Raw genomic sequence first — 18,689 nt, forward strand, 5'->3', positions numbered from 1 at the left:
GGGATTCACAATCATGAAACGAATTTTAATAGCAATATTAGTGCTTATCGCTTCTTTTAGCTTGTATATGACTCAAACAGTGGTTTACTCTAGTGGACCACTGTTTGAAGTCTACTTGACAATTGATGGCGATAAAGACATAACAAAAGAAAAAATTGCAGACACATATTATGAGGAAACTGGGGACGTAGAAGTTGAATTACGTGTACGTTCATTAACAGGACAAGTGGAAGATTTAGCTGCACTTGAATTTATTGTTATACCAAATGACTTAGTCACAGGTTTAAGTGATTTTGTTTCTGCAAAAAAAGTAAATGGTAGAAATGAAGTCGATATTTGGAACGGTTTAGGCACTAACTACACCACTCAAAAATTATCACTTGCAGCAGTTGGCGGAGAATCAGATGGTAATGTCGATATTTCACCAGATGGCACTTTAATTGGTACATTATATCTTTACTATAATACTGCTTCAAGTCTTGATAATTTTAGATTTGATATCGAATTTTCAGATGCTGGTTATTTTGGATCATCTGGGATTTTAACATATCCAGCAGATGTATTTAAATTTGATTTAAAAATTGGTACACCAGTTGCTGGTCCAGATGCGACTTTAAAATCTTTAAATATTAAAGGTGCATCAACAACTGTCTATGAAAATTCAGTTGATAGTAATGTTTCTGATACTAAAGAGTTAACTATTTCATATGCAGATAGTCAATCCGAATTAGTCATTAAATCTACTTTTAATGGAAGTAATTCATCAGCAATCGTTAAAGTCAATGATGTTTTATATACACCAACAACTAAACTTAACAATAACGATGTGTTAACGATTGAGGTTAGTGATACTGTCGGTTCTGAAACTGTCAATAAGACATATACAAGAACAATTAAAGTAACACCTGCTTCAACCAATACTAACATCAATGTCACAACCAATAAGAACTCATTAGTTACGAAGAATTTATATGATGGCAATCAAACCTATAATATTGAGGTTCCTTTTTCCGTCACTGAAATTAATGCTTTAATTACAGCATCAGATACTAAAGCAACCCTCTCAGCAGCAGTATCGGGTACAACTACTTTAAGCTTTACTTCATTACAAGTTGGTGTGGCACAAACTAAAACTGTGACAATCACAGCTGAAAGTGGAGCAACTAAAACATATAACATCACCATCACTCGTTTAGATGGTGATTCAAATACAAATGCAACTATCAAAGTAAACAATGCAGCAACATCTTATGATTCATCATTAGATGCTTATACATATTCAATTCCACAAGCAACAACAAACTATACAGTTGTTGCAACTCCTGAAAAGACAACAACTAAGGTTTACTATTCAGAGGATGGTATTTCTTATAGTCCAACAACTCTTGCAGGAATCCTTCAAAAAGGTGGAACTCAAACTGTATTTGTTAAAGCTGTATCTGAAAATGGAACAGAAGAAATCTATACAGTTGTTGTATCTAGAGAAAAATCAACAAATGCAGATATTGATGGTATTCAAATTCAAGAATTACCAACCTTCCAACCAATTTCTTCAATTCCAAATGCTGGAAAAACTATTTATACATATACTTTAAGAGATTTATCAAGTACTGAATTAATTGTGACAGTTCAAGAAAAACTTGGCGAAAACCAAACAGTTCAATTCTTAAACTCAGAACGTCAACCAATCAGTACAATTATTCAAGTAGATTCATTAGAGTATGGTAACAATACATTCTATGTCGTAGTTACTGCACAAAATGGTTCTACTCAAAAAGAATATCAATTAGTGATTATAAAACAATCAGATGCTAGAGAAATTGTCTCAATTGAAATTCAAGATAGAGAAAAAGGATTAATTACAATTGATCCTTCAAAATATGTAGTTACTCAATCTGGTAATTCATATTCAATTAAATTTAATTTTGAATTAACAAATAAGGTTAAAGTTATTGTTACAACATCAGATTATTCAACTATTGTTGCAAGTGGTGCTACAAACATCATTGGTAATAAAGCATATTTTGATAAAGACTTTACCTCAACTGCAATGCAAACTATTACATTAGGCACAATTACTGTAAAAGCTCAAAATAATGTAGCAACAGAATATAGTGTTGAACTAATTAGAGAAGCAGCAGATAATGATAATAAACTAGCAAATATTAACATCAATAACATCGATTTACCAGGTTTCTTAGCAACTAAGTATGCTGGCTATGATTTATTTGTTATTGATAGAAACTCAAACAGCTTCTTTATTGATGCTGTCGCAAACTCAACTAAAGCGACTGTCGAGTATTATGTAAATGGTACAAAACAATCGACTAATCAAATTGGTATTACACCTGGTAGCAGAGTCACAGTTGATATTAGAGTTACATCTCAAGCAAATACAACTGTCACTTATAGCGTAACTGTGGCTGCACAGAGTGATCTAAATGCGATAACAAATATTACATTTGATAACATTTCTGGCGATAAATTCACTTTTGATGCAGGTACCAACACATACAACATTACGGTACCTTATTCTATTTCGATGGTAAATGCAGTAGTTACAGCATCCCCTTATGCAATTGTAACTGGTGCTGGTGAATTCTCATTAACTCCAAAAGCTACTAGAACACTTACAATTTTTGCAACTTCTGAGTCTGGTAAAAAGTCAGATACGACTTACACAATTAATATTTATAGAGAAGAAGCTAAGACTTTTAATAGTCTTGAAACCTTAGAATTAGAATACAATGGTGAGGTTGTAACCTTAATCCCAGGTACAACACAAACATCATTTGAACACAGAGTGGACTATGCAATTGATAAAGTCACGGTTCGTGCCACAGTTTCAGGTTCACAAGGTGAAAAAATCGTTGGTGTTACTGGAAATACATTTGAACAACTTTATAACATCCCATCTAGTATTTCAGGTCAAACAGTAACTATTACTGTTTTAGGTGAAAATAATGCAACTAAGATATATCAAGTAAGAATCTATCGTGCAAATACAATTTCTACGATCGATAGTGTGGTTGTGGATGGACAAACTTACAATGTTAGCCAATTTGTTGATGGTGTTTTAATGCTACCAACAATTGCTTTCTCAAAATCATCAATGAGCGTTGAAGTTAACAAGACTGATACTTACTCAACAGTTTCTACTCAGCCAGCATTAATTTCTGGTGTGTGGAACTTTACATCATCAGGTACGTTAGAACTTGTTATTAATGTAACTGCTCAAGATGGTGTAACTAAATCTACTTATAAGATTCAAGTCAATCGTCAAGCAGCTAAAGTAGAAAATTCATTAGCTGAACTTGAAGTATTAGTTACTTATCAAGATGGCACTTTCGATTTAATGGATGGTCTTTCATTAACTGAGGCTCAAATCTATAACCTTCGCGTGGATAGAAATATTGCATCAGTAATCATTAAGGCTTATTTATTAACTGCTGATATGTCACAAATTAATGGTTGGGGTACACCAACAATTAGTGGTAACTATAAAGTTTATACCAAAACACTAAATCTTTTAAATGAAGGTCAAACTACAAGCGAAACTATTTCAGTTTTTGCAGAAGATCCAAACATTGCTAAAAAAGATTACCGTGTCAACGTCACACGTAAAAATGACAACAATGATATTGAAAATATCAAAGTTGAATCAGGTAGTACAGTGATTTTTGATGGTTCATATGCAGATTACATCTTATTAAACCCACTTTATAATTTCCCTGCAAGTATGAACTCAGTCTTAGTTACGATAACAAAAGCTGATCAAACAGCAAGAGTTTCATATAATGGCGTATTTTATGGCACAAATTCAATCACTGCAGAATTTAGTGTGAACTTGATTGAAGGTCAAAGTAAAACATTCCAGTTTAAAATTGAAACAGATGTACTTTCAACTGAATCAACTGATTATAAACAAACAGTAGTAACTACTACATACAATAAACAAAAACCATCTGACAATGCAGACTTAGATGAATTACATGCAACCGTAACCATTAATTCAAATCCAGTTGACTTACTTGAAGGCTTATTTGACCCAACTATTCTTTCATATGAAGTGTTCGTTGAACGAACAGTTGGTCAAGTGGTACTTACTGCTTCATCTTCACATAACGCAACTATTTCAAACTTAGGTACAAAACCACTAGCTACAACTGAGCACATTTTTGAAATTCCAGTTAAAGCAGAAGACGGTACAACGACTAAAACTTATGTCGTTAAAATCATCAGAAAAGATTCAAACAATAAGATCTCCGATATTACAATTGATGGTATTTCATCATTGTTTGTATTCAATCCTTCAACTTTATCATATGACTTAGGAACTGTACGTTGGGATCAAACAACAATAACTTTTGACATCTTATTAGAAAGTAACTTTGCTACTGTAAATTTAAACGGTACACAAGTACTTAAAGATGGACTCAATACATTCAAAGTATATGCGACATCAGAACGTGGTGTAAAGGGAAGTGAATATGCATTCACTATAACTAAAGAAGCTGCTTATAAAGATGTAAACTTATCTAACCTTGTAGTTCAAGATGCTATCTTAAATAAGAACTTTACCCTAAATTACACACCTGGAACTTATAACTACGCCATTGAAGTAAACAATGAACAAAGAGTAAGAATCGTTCCAACACTAAAGGATGCTTCTAAACAATCAATTCAATCAGAAATTGATTTAACAGATGTTATTGTTGATTACAACCAAGATGGTACAGTTAACCAAGTGATTTCATTCAAAGTCATTGCACAAGGTGTTGAACAAACATATACAATTAGATTGTTTAAAGGTGTTACATTATCAAACAATAATAACTTTGAATTATCAATTTATGATATATACAACACAAACTATTTAGAAAACTTCGATCCGTCTAAAACACAATATGAAATAAATTTACCATACGCAATTGATAAACTAACATTCGATGTAAGATTAGAACACAATAAGGCTAAAGTAGTGTATGTTAAACCATTACCTCAAAGTTTTAAAGATGGTGTAACTTCAGTCGTTGAATTTTATGTTGAAGCTGAAGATGGTAGTCGTTCAGCAACTTATAAGATTAGTGTAACTAGAGCTTTAGCATCATTAGAAAACAGATTAAATGATTTAGTTTTAATGGCCAATGGTGAGAAGATCTTAGGTAAAACTGGTGCCCTTTATCAATTTAATGAAGATACCTTTACCTATAACATTACATTAAATGAAAATTATACAAATATATTAATCACTTATGTAAAGAAAGTATCAAGCCAAGAAGTGACAGGACCTGTAAATCTTCAACAAACACTAAAACATGGGTTAAACCAATTTGTAGTAGTTGTTACACCAGAAGATAAAGAAGGATTAAAAGGTACATACACAATTAATGTCACAATTAAAAATAGTGATATTGAATTAACTAGCCTTTCTGTTGATGGATTATCATTCAATTATGAACCAAATACAGATACATATAATTTAGGTACTGTTGATGGTCGATTTGAAACAATTAATATTGTAGGTACATTATCTGATACCTTCGGTAAATTAGAAGGGATTGGTGCTAAGACTTTAGTCGAAGGATTAAACACTTTCACAATTAAAGCTATTTCTGAGGATGGCTCAAAAGAATTGATTTATACAATTAATGTCACATTAGCATATTCAAATAACACTGGCATCTCTGAAATTACATTAAAAGATAGCCTAAACACAAACTATCTTTCATTTAATGCATCAATCCATACATATAATGTTGAAGTACCTTCAACCGTTACAAGTTTGACACTTCAAGGCTCACCAGCACATCCAAATGGAGAAATTATTGGTCTTGGTTCATATCCAGTTGAACTTGGAAAAACAACTGTAATTACATTCTATGTAGTTGCAGAAAATGGTGATGCATCAGATCCATATATCGTAAACGTTACACGCAAATCAAATAACGCAGATGCAAACTTAAAATCAATTACAATCCGTGATTTAGATGGTAATGTTTTATTTGGTCTTGCTGATTTAAACCCAATCTTTGATACATTTAATCCTGCAAGAACAAATGTAGTCTTAAACTTAGATAGAAGCTATCAAGAAGTAATCATCGATGCTGAATTAAATGATCCAAATGCTGATATGTTTGGTTCTCTTGGAGACCAATTATTAGATGCAGGTAAAAATGTATTTTACATTTATACAACTGCTGAAGATGGAAAAACTAAGAAGACTTATACAATTACAATTAATGTTGTCAATAAAGATATTGAATTATTAGATTTATCGGTAACAAACTTCCCATTCACAGTAGCATTTGATAAAGATGTAACAACTTATACCTTAACGGATAAGATTCCTGCAACAGTTGGTGCTGTGAATGTGGTAGGTATCATTTCTGATTCATTTGGAAGTATTACTGGTACAGGTATCCAACCTGTATATAGTGGATTAAATTCATTAACAGTAACAATCAAATCAGAAAATGGTGCAGTTAGTAAGACTTATATCATTAACTATGAAAAAGAAGTATTAAATAATAACCCTAATCCAGTACCATCAGATGATGCACAATTATATGATGTCATCTTCCAAGGATTAAAAAATGAAGTAGCGTTTGAATTTGATCCAGTAACCTTAACATACAATGTTGAAATCAGTTTTGAAGATACTCAGTTCTACTTAGAAGCTTTAGCACATCAAAGAGCAACCATCACAGGTAGGGGTTTCTATTCAATTAATCCTGGTCAAACTCAACAAATTAAAGTTCAAGTGACTGCTGAGGATGGTACTAAAGGTGCAATTTATACATTCAATGTATCAAGAAAAAATGCATCAAATGAAAATCAATTATTAGACCTTTGGGTGATTGTTGATGGGGTTAGAACAGATTTAGATACGAATCTAAAATCATTCGTGATTAATGTTGCACCAGATACTCTAACTATTACAATTGGTGCAACCCAACCAGACTTTGCAACTGTTTATGGTTTAGGCAATAAACAATTATTCGATAACCAATCAATCTTTACAGTTACAGTGGTGGCAGAAACTGGTGATTTAGAAACATACAATATTCAAGTTGTTAAAGTATCTAATGACTCATCACTAAAAGCATTAGAAGTATATAACTTTGAAACTGGTGTGTTATTACCATTTAGTATTCCATTTAATAAAGACATTCATGAATACTACATCACATTAGATGCAGCAATGGGAAATATATCAGATATTGATATTAAAGCAGTATCTAACTATCCTTTTGCAACCATCTATGGATTAGGTGTGAAAAACTTAAAATCTGGCATTGGTCAAACAACTGACAGATTTGATGTTGTAGTTACTGCACAAGATGGTGAAACAAAAGAAACATATACCATTATTGTTGAAAGAAATATTGACCCAGATGATTCAGTTATTATCGATAACATGTATTTATCAGGTGAAGGTATTATGTATTTAGGCAACGACAAATATCCAAATGCATTAAATCAATTTACACAATCAACAAAAACTTACACACTAACCGTTCCTTATCAATTAAAATCAGTTAATTTAACTGTAACAAATAAAGAAGGGGCAACAATTACTGGTGTAGGTTCATATGAACTCAACGATCAAGAAACATTGATCACTTTTACAATCACATCTAAGAGTGGTAAGGTTAGTGAAACTTATAACATCTTAGTTTTAAAAGAAGGACCAAGTGAGAATAACAATTTATCTGATATTAAGATTAATGGTACAACCATTGAAGGATTTGATCCAGAAGTAACATCATATGAGATCAGAGTTGATGAAGCAACAGTTAAATCAATTAACCTTTCTGCGGTATTAGAAGATGGAACTTCAAGCCTTTCAGGTAATGTTGGTACATTATCTATATCTGCTGGTAAAAACTCATTTAACATCACTGTAACAGCTGAAAATGGAGATAAAAAAACTTATTCAATTACCATCAATGCATTAAGTTATGTGAATGACTTAACATCACTTTCAGTTTTAGGTTATCAATTGACACCAGTTTTTAACAAAGATAATCAATTCTATGTAGTTGAAATACCATATCAAGAAACCTCAGTTGAAATTACTGCAACGACACATGCTAAGGCGACATTATTTGGTACAGGTATTAAGACTAAACTAGCCGTTGGTGATAACATCTTTGAAGTTTATGCAATTTCAGAAGCAGAAACAATGGGTAAGATTTACCAAATTATTGTTAAACGTAGTGCACCAAGTGATGATACAACCTTATCAATCCTTGAATTCTACGATCGTAAAGATGGTAATTTATTTGAATTCGTTTCAGCATTTAATCCACTGAACCGTGAATACATCATTAACTTGCCAGCTGAATTTAATTTAATGAGTGGATATATTGTAGCAGAAGCTACTGATCCAAACGCGATTGTCTTTAACTCAGGTTACCAATTATTAGGTGGATTTGTTGATGGTGAATACCATACAATCTTAACAGTCAGCGTTCAAGCTCAATCAGGTATTATTGAAAATTATCGAATCTCAATTTACAGAAATGTTGACTTAAGCGATTTAACTGATATTAATGATTTATTACTTTTAGATAACCTAGGTGGTATTCACTTAGATTTAGAAGGATTTAATGAATCAATATTAGTTTATAACATTAGTGTTCCATACAATATCACAACAATGAACCTTATTGTGAATTCACAAGGTACAGTTTATGGTGCAGGTCAAAAATCATTTGGTAATTCAAATGTTATTGAATTTAATTTATATATTGTGTCTCAAAACACAACTAAACAAACACCAGTCTATAGAATCATTGTTACTAAAGATGATGCAATAGCTGACAACAAACTTAACAGTTTAACAATTAATGGTGTGTTAGTTCCAAACTTCAATCCAGATACCAATACGTATGAAATTGTTATGCCAACACATCAATCAAACCAAATTAATTTATCAGCAACAAGTGATGCTCCTGTAACTATTCAAGGTTTAGGTAATAAGGTATTAGAATCAGGTATTAATACTTATTCGGTGAATGTGATTGCCCAAAATGGTGAAGTAAACACCTATACTGTCATCATTAATTATGTTGAAAGTAATGCATTACTTGAAACATTATTAGTACGTGGATCGATTGAAGTAAGTTATAACCATGAAACATCAACACTATACAACGAATTTACATTTGACCCAGAACAGTTTGAATATGTCATTATTGTTGATCCATTAACAAAATGGGTTCAAATTACTGGTACAGCTCAAGATGTTGCTGGTGCACAAATAACTGGTTTTGGTACATATCCGGTTGGTTTAACAGAGGAAAAGATCAGAATTTATGTCAAATCTGCATCTGGTTTAGTCACTGAAACATATGTGATTAGAATTTCAAAAGTAAGTATCCCATCTGATAATGCACTTTTAAAGACTTTAACAGTTGGTGGTACTGACCTCAAATTTGTTCAAAATCAATTCCAATACAAAATAAATGTCGGTTATGATGTTGAATCTGTAACAATCAGTGCTGAGGCCTTTAATCCAAATGCAAATATTGAAGTCCAAGGTATAACATCACAATTATCTAACCAAGTTTCAATCAATGTAAATGATTTAGAAGTTGGTAAGAATGTCATCTTAGTTAAAGTGATTGCTGAAGATGGTCAAACAGTTGAATATTATCAAGTTACAATCGTACGTGACTTTGAACCGGATTTAATGACAACTGTGCTCTTAATCTTAAGCTTAATCCTTTGGTTAACAACAATTCTTATCTTTGTTCTTAAACGTAACAAAGAAAAGAATCAACATCATGATGATGTGATCTTCTAAGAAAGTAGGTAAATAAAAATGAATCAATTACCAGATATCGCTAAATTAATCTTAGCGCTTGCGTTAATTATAGTCTTTGTAGTCGGTTGTTACCTACTTATTAGAGTCTATCTTAAAGGCAATAAAAAACATTATGAAACAAAGATGTTAACTTTAAACAGAATCATCAGAACAAATGACTTTAAAAAATATTATCAGTACATGTTAGAAAAAGAAGAATCATTTAGTTTATATATGATTCAAATGAATCACTATGATTTAGTGCTTAATAAATACCCTGAAACAATGATTAAACAGCTCATGAGATTTTTTGCTAAGAATGTGAGTGTAAGCTTACCAAAAGGTGGTAAGCTTACACAACTAAAAGATAGAAACACATTTATACTTTTAGTCCCTCATCATGAGTTTACTGACAATGACTTCCAAATCATGCTTAAAAATGCAGCCGTCATTCCACTTAATTATCAAAATGAACAAGTCATAATTGATGTATCGATTGCTGAGTTAAAAAATCCTATCGATGACTTATTAAAAGCAATCGAAAAACTTCAAAAAGCTTTGATTGAATCAAAACGTCAATTAGGTCGAGTCATTACATATAGTGATGATTATCCTTATGAACTTGCAAGCTATCGAGCAATAATGAATGAAGTCTCATTAGAAAAAGCAAATTTAGTCGTTTATGAAGTGAACAAATTGTCACTTAATAAAGTGGAAGAATACTTTTATGAGGTTAACTTTAACGGAAAATCACTTAGTGAAATTATGAAAGAAGCTAGTCCAAAAGATCGTGCATGGATCAACATGTATATAATTGAGATTATTCTTGCAGGTTACCTCAAACAACAAGGTAGTCATATGATTAACTTGCCGATTTATGAAGATACATTAAAAGAATCAAACATGCCTTGGTTATTAGAACGATTACTGATCAAATATAGAATCTCAATTGAGAAAACAATTCTTTCAATTGAAGGTACATTAAATGATTCATCTGAAATCTTAAAGAATATCCTAACTTTAAATAAAGTTGGTTATAAATTAAGTTACTTACTAGAAAACTTAAATCCTGTAATGATTGAAAATCTATTCAACTTAGAATTGAACAGAATCGAATTGAATGTGACACCTATGATGAATCTAAATGAATTAGAAAGAATCGTCTATAGTGCTAAAACAAATCATCAAGAAATCTTGGTGAGAAACGCGTATGACTTAGTTGGTGCAACCCATAAGTTATCAAGAAAAGAAGTCATTGGGTTTAAAAACCAAACTAAGAAAGTAGCAGGTAGAAACAAATGAAGAAATTTGCAGAATGGTTTATTGAATTTTTTGAAAAACTTATTGAAAAAGTCTGGGGTTATATCTCTGGTTTCTTTAATGCTTTATACAATATGTTTATCAAAGACCCAGCAGAATACCTAGATACATTTATTGAACGTTCGAAGACTTTTAATCCGCTTGAATGGGTTTTAGCAATTTTATTTATTCTTGTTTTTATCGCATTAGTGATTATTATCTTCTTAGTTTTATTTCAACTTATTAAACGCTATTTAGTGTTTACAAAAGTAGAACTTGATAAACAAGAACTCTTATATCAAAACTCGATGTTAGAAAGACAATTAAGAAACATTAACATAAATTCAACGAAGTCAGAACAGATGCTTCCATCTACATCATCTTCAAATAAAACTTCAAACCAAAATGATCAAAAATTAAACCACAAACGATTTACTAAACTTTCACTCGTAGATGAAAAATATAAATACACAACGTTACCTACTATTATGAGAGATGATGAGAAGTTAACCCTGGCACAACTTGTTGCTCATTTTAGGGATTTTGCTGCCAGCAAAATGGGGTTATATTATGACCATCAAACTATCGCTACATTCTTTGCAGGTATGGCGACTTCAAAACTTTTAATTCTAGAAGGGATCTCAGGTACTGGTAAAACTTCACTACCTTATGCTATGGGGAAATTCTTTAAGAATGAAACTACCATCATTCCTGTTCAACCTTCTTGGAGAGACCGCTTTGAAATGATGGGATATTTAAATGATTTTACGAAAAAGTTTAATGAAACAGAGTTCTTACGTGCTTTATATGAAGCGAATTATCGAACAGACTTAAACTTAATCGTGCTAGATGAAATGAACTTAGCACGTATTGAATATTACTTCGCTGACTTCCTAGCATTACTTGAATTACCAAACTCAGATGAGTGGTTAGTTGAACTCGTTGCTGAACAAACACTTTCTGACCCAAATAGACTGAAAAACGGAAAAATTCAAATTCCAACGAATGTTTGGTTTATTGGTACAGCTAATAAGGATGATTCAACATTTGGTATCACAGATAAAGTTTATGACCGTGCTGGTTCAATTGAAATGAATAATAAAGCTGAGAAGTTTGAAGGTAGAAATTTAGAAGGTATTCATGTTTCATATGATTATTTACAACAATTATTTCAAGAAGCTAAATCAAGATACGCAATTTCAACTTCAACGATGCAAGCTATTATGAAATTAGATGAATTTATTTCTAAAAACTTTGAGATTACATTTGGTAACCGTATTATGAAGCAATTTGAAAACTTTATTCCAGTCTTTATTGCTTGTGGTATGGATGAACTTGCTGGTATCGATTACTTAATTACACGTAAGATTATACGTAAATTTGAAACATTAAACTTACCTTTTTTAAAGGATGAGTTAAAAGAGTTAACTAAACAATTTGATGAACTCTTTGGTAAAGATCGATTACCAAGAGCTAAAGAAATGATTGTACGTTACACCACTAAATTATAAGGATGATCTTTTATGGATCCTAGAAATATAAACCGATTTAAAGACATCATTTTAGATGAAATTAATATCAGGAAAAATCTAAGTGAAGAATTAAAGCAGTTATTCGAAACACTGCTTAAAGGTAATAAAAATTATACTCAATTTCAAGAGCATATTTATAAACGCTTTGAAGAGGATTGGATTGTTGGGCTAGAAACATTCTTTCCATCTTTACAAAAGATTATTTCTGATATTAAGGTAAACTTAAAGAGTGACGAAGAAATTCTACCAATTGAAAAGTCACGAAGAACTACAAATGAATCGATTCGTCACCTTTTAAGGAATACCAGATACATTAAAGAAGTTACTGAAGAAGGCGACATAATTCCTGAAAAGGTTTTAAATTCCTTACAAGATATTGATTATGGAATTTATGAAAACCGCTTCATAATGACCTTAATTGATAGATTGTTCACTTTCTTAACTGAACGTATTAAAGTCTTAAAAGAAAATCTTTTTGGTAGCAGAAAAACAGTATACAATTTAGAAAATCAATTTAAAGTTAACTCAATTGATTTAAACTTTGATTTTCAAGTGCATGCCAATGAACCATTAGAATTAACTGATCAAGATATCGTGAATCACAGAATTTATTATCGTTTGGAAAATGCATATAAGTTTGTTGGAACGTTATATAATAGTGAATTCATGTCAATCATGCGTCGTTATAAAAAGGTTAATCCACCAATTCTTAAAACGCAAATAATTTTGAAAAACCCTGATTTTAGACAAGCATATTTATTATGGTTATATTTAGATGAATTACATGAGTTTAAATATGAAGTCGTCAGAGAAACAAAAACTAAAGAAATTACCCCTAACTATGAAGAGGATATTAATCATACATTATTTTTAATGCTGATCACGCTCTTTACAGAAACTAATTTTGGTAGTGGTTTAGGAAGTAATGAAAGCGTAACTGAAGAAGTCTTTAAAGCTCAACGTAATCTAGATGATTATCTAGCAAATGTAACTTTTGATGATTTAAAAGTTTATGATCTAGATTTACAATTACCAAGTCAGTTTTATCTTGAAAAGATGAGGGCATCAGCACAAGAAAGATTTACTAAATTAGAACCTAATAAAAGCAAACCTCAACAAAACTTTAAGCAAATTTTACTTGATCAATATTCAATTGGTGATGCAGTCTATAACTACTTTTTTGAATTAAATCAAGATGAGGATGTATTTGACTATTTAATAACTGAAAAACATCCGGTTTTAAAATATCAAAAAGCAAACGAAAAGTATCAAATTATCAAGGCTGCAAGAGAAGTTAAAGAACGCATGTTAGAGGAACAATCTAAACTTGAACAAACTTGGATTGAAAAAATGACGACTTTAAAAGAAGAGGCGATTCATTACTTAGAAGAAACTATTCGTAAAGAACATGATCAAATCTTAATGGATGAAGAAGAACGTATGCTGGAAGAATTAAATGTTCTTGAGTATAAGTTAAATAAGGAAATTCAAACAAAGATTCAAGAAAAAAAGAAGCGTTTATCAGCTAAACTTCAAGAAACAAAGAAAGACTATCAAACTAAAACAGCAGAGTATAAGAAGCAAGAAACAGAAAGACTTGAAGCAGCAAAGATTAAACTAAAAGCTACTTTTGATGAGAAACAAAAGAAGCAAAAAGAACAAATGAAGAAAAAAGAGTCTCAAAAAATAAATGAGTTAACAAAAGAAAATGCAGTTAAAATTAAAAGCATTAAAGATGGGTTTAATAAGTCTCAAAAAGAGATAAAAGAAAAATCAATTAAAACATTAAGTGATTATCAAAAGAAATTAGAAGATAAAGTAACAATAAAAAATCAGAAGTCTAATTAAAGGCTTCTTTTTTTGAAAGCCGCGCATAAATAAAGAAAAGAAAAGATCTCACTTATATTAATAGTTAGCGATAACCAAAATATAAGGAGACCTTGTGTATGATAATATAATACAATTATTCTTTTGAAATTAATGATTTACCAGTCATAGCTTCTGGTTGAGGGATGCCAAGAAGATCTAATAAGGTAGGTGCAACGTCGCATAACGCACCATGATCTACTTTAATACCTTTCTTAGTAATGATAACTGGTACTAAGTTAGTTGTATGTGCAGTATGAGGTTTTCCTTCTTGATCTAACATTTGTTCAGCATTACCATGGTCAGCAAGAACGATTGCTACACCACCTAATTCTTTAGTGATGACATCAACGACTTTACCCATGCATTCAACAGTTACTTCAACTGCCTTTTTAGTTGCTTCAATTGAACCTGTATGACCAACCATATCAGGGTTTGCAAAGTTTAATACCATCGTTTGGTATTTGCCTGTACGAAGTTCAGCAATTACTTTATCTGTTAATTCATAAGCTGACATTTCAGGTTTTAGGTCATAAGTTGCAACTTTTGGTGATTCAGCTAGGATTCTAGTTGAATGAGCAAGTGGAACTTCTTTACCACCATCAAAGAAGAATGTAACGTGTGCATATTTTTCTGTTTCAGCTGCTCTAATTTGAGATAAACCAGCTTTTTCAATGACTTCACCATATAGGTTTTCAAATGTTTGAAGTTCGAAAGCTAAAGGTCCTTTTACAGTTTCTTTATAATGCATCATTGAAACTAAGAAGATGTTCTTTGGAGCTTTTGAGATGTCAAGTAATGGTTTACCTTCTGTATATAACTCTTTAGTATCTGAAGGGTTTGAAAGTGCAGTTGCCATACGAATTGCACGGTCAGGACGGAAGTTCATGAAGATGACTGCATCGTTATCTTCAATTAAACCAGCAGGATTTACAACAAATGGTTTAATGAATTCGTCTTGTACACCAGCAGCATAAGACATTTTAATACCTTCTAATGCATCGCTAATCACTGGAGCATCACCTAATGTCATTGAATCAAATGCTTTTTGGACACGATCCCAGTTATTATCTCTATCCATTGCATAGTAACGACCTGAAACGGTTGCTACATTATATCCATAATCAATTAATGACTTAAGGTATTCGTAACCACCTTCTTGTGGTGTATCACGACCATCCATGAATGCATGTAGATAAGTTTTATCTAATACGCCTTGTTGTTTAGCAAATTCATACATAGCTTTAAAGTGTTCTAAGTGAGCATGGACACCACCATCAGAAACTAAACCCATGATGTGTAATTTTGAATTGTTTTTCTTAGTATAAGCCACTGCTTGTAAGAATGCTTCATTTTTAAAGAATGAACCATCTTTAATTGCTACGTTAATTCTTGATAGTGATTGCCAAACAATACGGCCAGCACCTAAGTTTAAGTGTCCAACTTCACTGTTACCCATTTGACCCTCAGGGAGACCTACCGCTTCACCTGATGCAACAAGTGTATTATTTGGATATTCTTTTAATAAATTGTCAAAATACTTTTTATCAGCTAACTCTACTGAGTTCCCTTTAGATGCTGGAGCAAGTCCTAATCCATCTAAGATAATTAAAGCTGCAAATTTTTCTGCCATAAAATATATACCTCTTTTCTTATTTCGCATTAATTATACTACAAATCTGTCGACAAAATCATAGATTTCAATATATGAAAACGTACTTATTATAATATTGTTTGATATCCCATAGTTTAAGTGTTAGAATATAGTTACAAAACTTAATCATCTTCGGGGCGAGGCGTAATTCCTCACCGGCAGTTAAAGTCTGCGAGCAATGTAAGTTGCAGGATCCTGTGAAATTCAGGAACCGACAGTATAGTCTGGATGGGAGAAGGAAATAAACACTTTTTAAAGTGTGATTTTAGATCTTTTTTCATCGCCCACATATTGTAGGCGATTTTTTATTGAAAGGAGTGATGAATGATGAGTTTTGAAAGTATTATGGAGTTTCTTAAGAATAATGAGGCAGCGTTTTTATGGAGTTTAACTGCTTTATTCATCATAGGTCTCATTGTTTTAATTGTTGTAGCATTTAAGTCTGAAAAGAAGATAGAAAACAGACACAATAAAGTAAAGAAGTTAACTGCAATCTCAATGTTAGCAGCACTATCAGTGGTACTTTACTATTTTGTTAAATTTCCAATTAGTTTTCTATTACCATTTATTCCAAACTTTTTAGATATTCAGTTTTCTAATGTACCTATATATATAGGTGGTTACATGTTTGGGCCAATTGCAGGGACAATTATTGCAGTCATTAGATTTGTTGTTAAACTTCCTGGATCATCAACACTTGGTGTTGGTGAACTTGCAGATTTATTGATTGGATTAGTAACGGTTTTAGTTTCTTCTATGATGTATCAAAGAAATAAAACCAAAAAGACTGCCATTAAAGCATCTATTTGGATTGTTGTACTATGGGTAGTAGTAGGTACAATTGCTAACTGGTTAATCATCTTACCATTCTATATTTATATGTATACATTTGAAGGTGTTTTTGGCATGCTGCAAGTCATACCAGGAATTACTGCCGACAACTATATGCTTTACTACCTATTTATAGCAATCATTCCATTTAATTTAATTCTTGCTACATTAGTAAGTGGAATTACCTTCTTGCTTTATAAACGATTATCCATCATTTACGAAAAAGCATAAAAGTTATGAAAGCGTTTCATTATGAGAAGTCGTGTGTTTCTACTTGATTTCATTTGAAAATGTCTGAAATTAATGTATAATATGTGTGGTTAAACAAAACTTAATTAATAAATTAAAAGGAGAATATGCAATGCCATTTATTACAAGCGTATATGCAAGAGAAGTTCTTGACTCACGTGGTAACCCAACTGTTGAAGTTGAAGTTGTTACTGAATCAGGTGCATTCGGTAGAGCTTTAGTACCATCAGGTGCGTCTACTGGTGAACACGAAGCAGTTGAACTTCGTGACGGCGACAAAGGTCGTTATTTAGGAAAAGGTGTCTTAAAAGCAGTTGCTAATGTCAACGACATTATCGGACCAGCTTTATTAGGCGAATCAGTATTAGATCAAGTTCTAATCGACAGAAAAATGATCGAATTAGACGGTACTGCTAACAAAGGTAAATTAGGTGCAAACGCTATTTTAGGTGTTTCTATCGCAGTTGCTAAAGCAGCAGCAGATTTACTTGGTGTTGAATTATACCAATACTTAGGCGGATTCAATGCTAAACAATTACCAGTTCCAATGATGAATATCGTTAACGGTGGTGCTCACTCAGATGCTCCAATCGATTTCCAAGAATTCATGATCTATCCAGTTGGTGCTTCATCATTTAAAGAAGCTATCCGTTGGGGTGCTGAAGTATTCCACAACTTAAAATCAATCTTAAAGAAAAAAGGTTTAGTAACTGCTGTAGGTGACGAAGGTGGTTTCGCTCCAAATCTTTCTTCAAATGAAGATACAATCGAAGCTATTTTAGAAGCTATCAAAAATGCTGGTTACAAAGCTGGCGAAGAAATCTTTATCGGTTTCGACGTTGCTGCATCAGAATTCTTTGACAAATCTAAAGGTAAATATGTATTCAAGAAATCAACTAAAGAAGAATTCACTTCTGCTGAACTTGTTGAATACTATGCTGGTTTAGTTGCTAAATACCCAATCATCTCAATCGAAGATGGTATGGATGAAAACGACTGGGCTGGATGGAAGATGCTAACTGACAAGTTAGGTTCTAAGATCCAATTAGTTGGTGACGATTTATTCGTTACAAACACTGAATATCTTGCAAAAGGTATTGCTACAGGAACTGCAAACTCAATCTTAATCAAAGTTAACCAAATCGGTACATTAACTGAAACATTTGATGCAATCGAAATGGCTAAACGTGCAGGTTACACTGCAGTTGTATCACACCGTTCAGGTGAAACAGAAGATACAACAATTGCTGACATCGCTGTTGCTACAAACGCTGGTCAAATTAAGACTGGTTCAGCTTCACGTACAGACCGTGTTGCTAAGTACAACCAATTAATCAGAATCGAAGATCAATTAGGTGATTCAGCTGTTTACCTAGGTATCAAATCATTCTACAACTTAAAAAAATAAGTTAGAAAATTAAAATAAAATTAGAAGTACTCTGTT

7 protein-coding genes and 1 riboswitch are annotated in these 18,689 nt (G+C 32.0%); of the genes, 6 read left to right on the forward strand and 1 reads right to left on the reverse strand.

All coding sequences use genetic code 11. The features are described 5' to 3' along the window. Window positions 1-13: 13 nt before the first annotated feature. Genes PG914_RS02440 through PG914_RS02455 form a run of 4 tightly spaced genes read left to right on the forward strand, consistent with a single transcriptional unit; the run spans window position 14 to window position 14,493 of the window. Window positions 14-9,814, forward strand: a complete 9,801-nt coding sequence (locus PG914_RS02440) for a cadherin-like beta sandwich domain-containing protein (RefSeq protein WP_488822096.1) — start codon at window positions 14-16, stop codon at window positions 9,812-9,814. A gap of 18 nt (window positions 9,815-9,832) precedes the next feature. Further along, complete coding sequence (locus PG914_RS02445) at window positions 9,833-11,116, forward strand: hypothetical protein (protein WP_488822097.1); 1,284 nt, start codon at window positions 9,833-9,835, stop codon at window positions 11,114-11,116. Then, window positions 11,113-12,624 carry a hypothetical protein gene (locus PG914_RS02450; protein ID WP_488822098.1) on the forward strand — a complete coding sequence of 504 codons (1,512 nt, stop codon included), beginning with the start codon at window positions 11,113-11,115 and terminating at the stop codon, window positions 12,622-12,624. The genes PG914_RS02445 and PG914_RS02450 overlap by 4 nt, the downstream gene beginning before the upstream one ends. Before the next feature lie 12 nt (window positions 12,625-12,636). Continuing rightward, complete coding sequence (locus PG914_RS02455; protein WP_488822099.1) at window positions 12,637-14,493, forward strand: hypothetical protein; 1,857 nt, start codon at window positions 12,637-12,639, stop codon at window positions 14,491-14,493. A gap of 115 nt (window positions 14,494-14,608) precedes the next feature. Here the strand turns inward: PG914_RS02455 and gpmI are convergent, their stop codons facing one another. Then, window positions 14,609-16,144: a 2,3-bisphosphoglycerate-independent phosphoglycerate mutase gene (gene gpmI, locus PG914_RS02460; protein ID WP_488822100.1), complete on the reverse strand. Its 1,536-nt coding sequence runs from the start codon at window positions 16,142-16,144 to the stop codon at window positions 14,609-14,611. Window positions 16,145-16,289: 145 nt separating this feature from the next. After that, window positions 16,290-16,409: riboswitch (FMN riboswitch) on the forward strand. 83 nt (window positions 16,410-16,492) lie between these two features. Here gpmI and PG914_RS02465 point away from each other — a divergent pair. Then, a complete protein-coding gene (locus tag PG914_RS02465) occupies window positions 16,493-17,227 on the forward strand; it encodes an ECF transporter S component (RefSeq protein ID WP_488822101.1) in 735 nt (244 codons plus the stop codon). A 130-nt stretch (window positions 17,228-17,357) separates the two neighbouring features. Continuing rightward, window positions 17,358-18,653 (forward strand): phosphopyruvate hydratase, encoded by a 1,296-nt coding sequence (gene eno, locus PG914_RS02470; protein WP_488822102.1) that lies wholly within the window; start codon window positions 17,358-17,360, stop codon window positions 18,651-18,653. Window positions 18,654-18,689 lie beyond the last annotated feature (36 nt).

The sequence above is a fragment of the Acholeplasma sp. ORD1043 genome (assembly GCF_057808485.1).

Excerpts from the sequence above, each read along its gene's own strand:
- PG914_RS02440 (WP_488822096.1), top strand. The coding sequence starts at position 14 with ATGAAACGAATTTTAATAGCAATATTAGTGCTTATCGCTTCTTTTAGC.
- PG914_RS02445 (WP_488822097.1), top strand. The coding sequence starts at position 9,833 with ATGAATCAATTACCAGATATCGCTAAATTAATCTTAGCGCTTGCGTTA.
- PG914_RS02450 (WP_488822098.1), top strand. The coding sequence starts at position 11,113 with ATGAAGAAATTTGCAGAATGGTTTATTGAATTTTTTGAAAAACTTATT.
- PG914_RS02455 (WP_488822099.1), top strand. The coding sequence starts at position 12,637 with ATGGATCCTAGAAATATAAACCGATTTAAAGACATCATTTTAGATGAA.
- gpmI (WP_488822100.1), bottom strand. The coding sequence starts at position 16,144 with ATGGCAGAAAAATTTGCAGCTTTAATTATCTTAGATGGATTAGGACTT.
- PG914_RS02465 (WP_488822101.1), top strand. The coding sequence starts at position 16,493 with ATGAGTTTTGAAAGTATTATGGAGTTTCTTAAGAATAATGAGGCAGCG.
- eno (WP_488822102.1), top strand. The coding sequence starts at position 17,358 with ATGCCATTTATTACAAGCGTATATGCAAGAGAAGTTCTTGACTCACGT.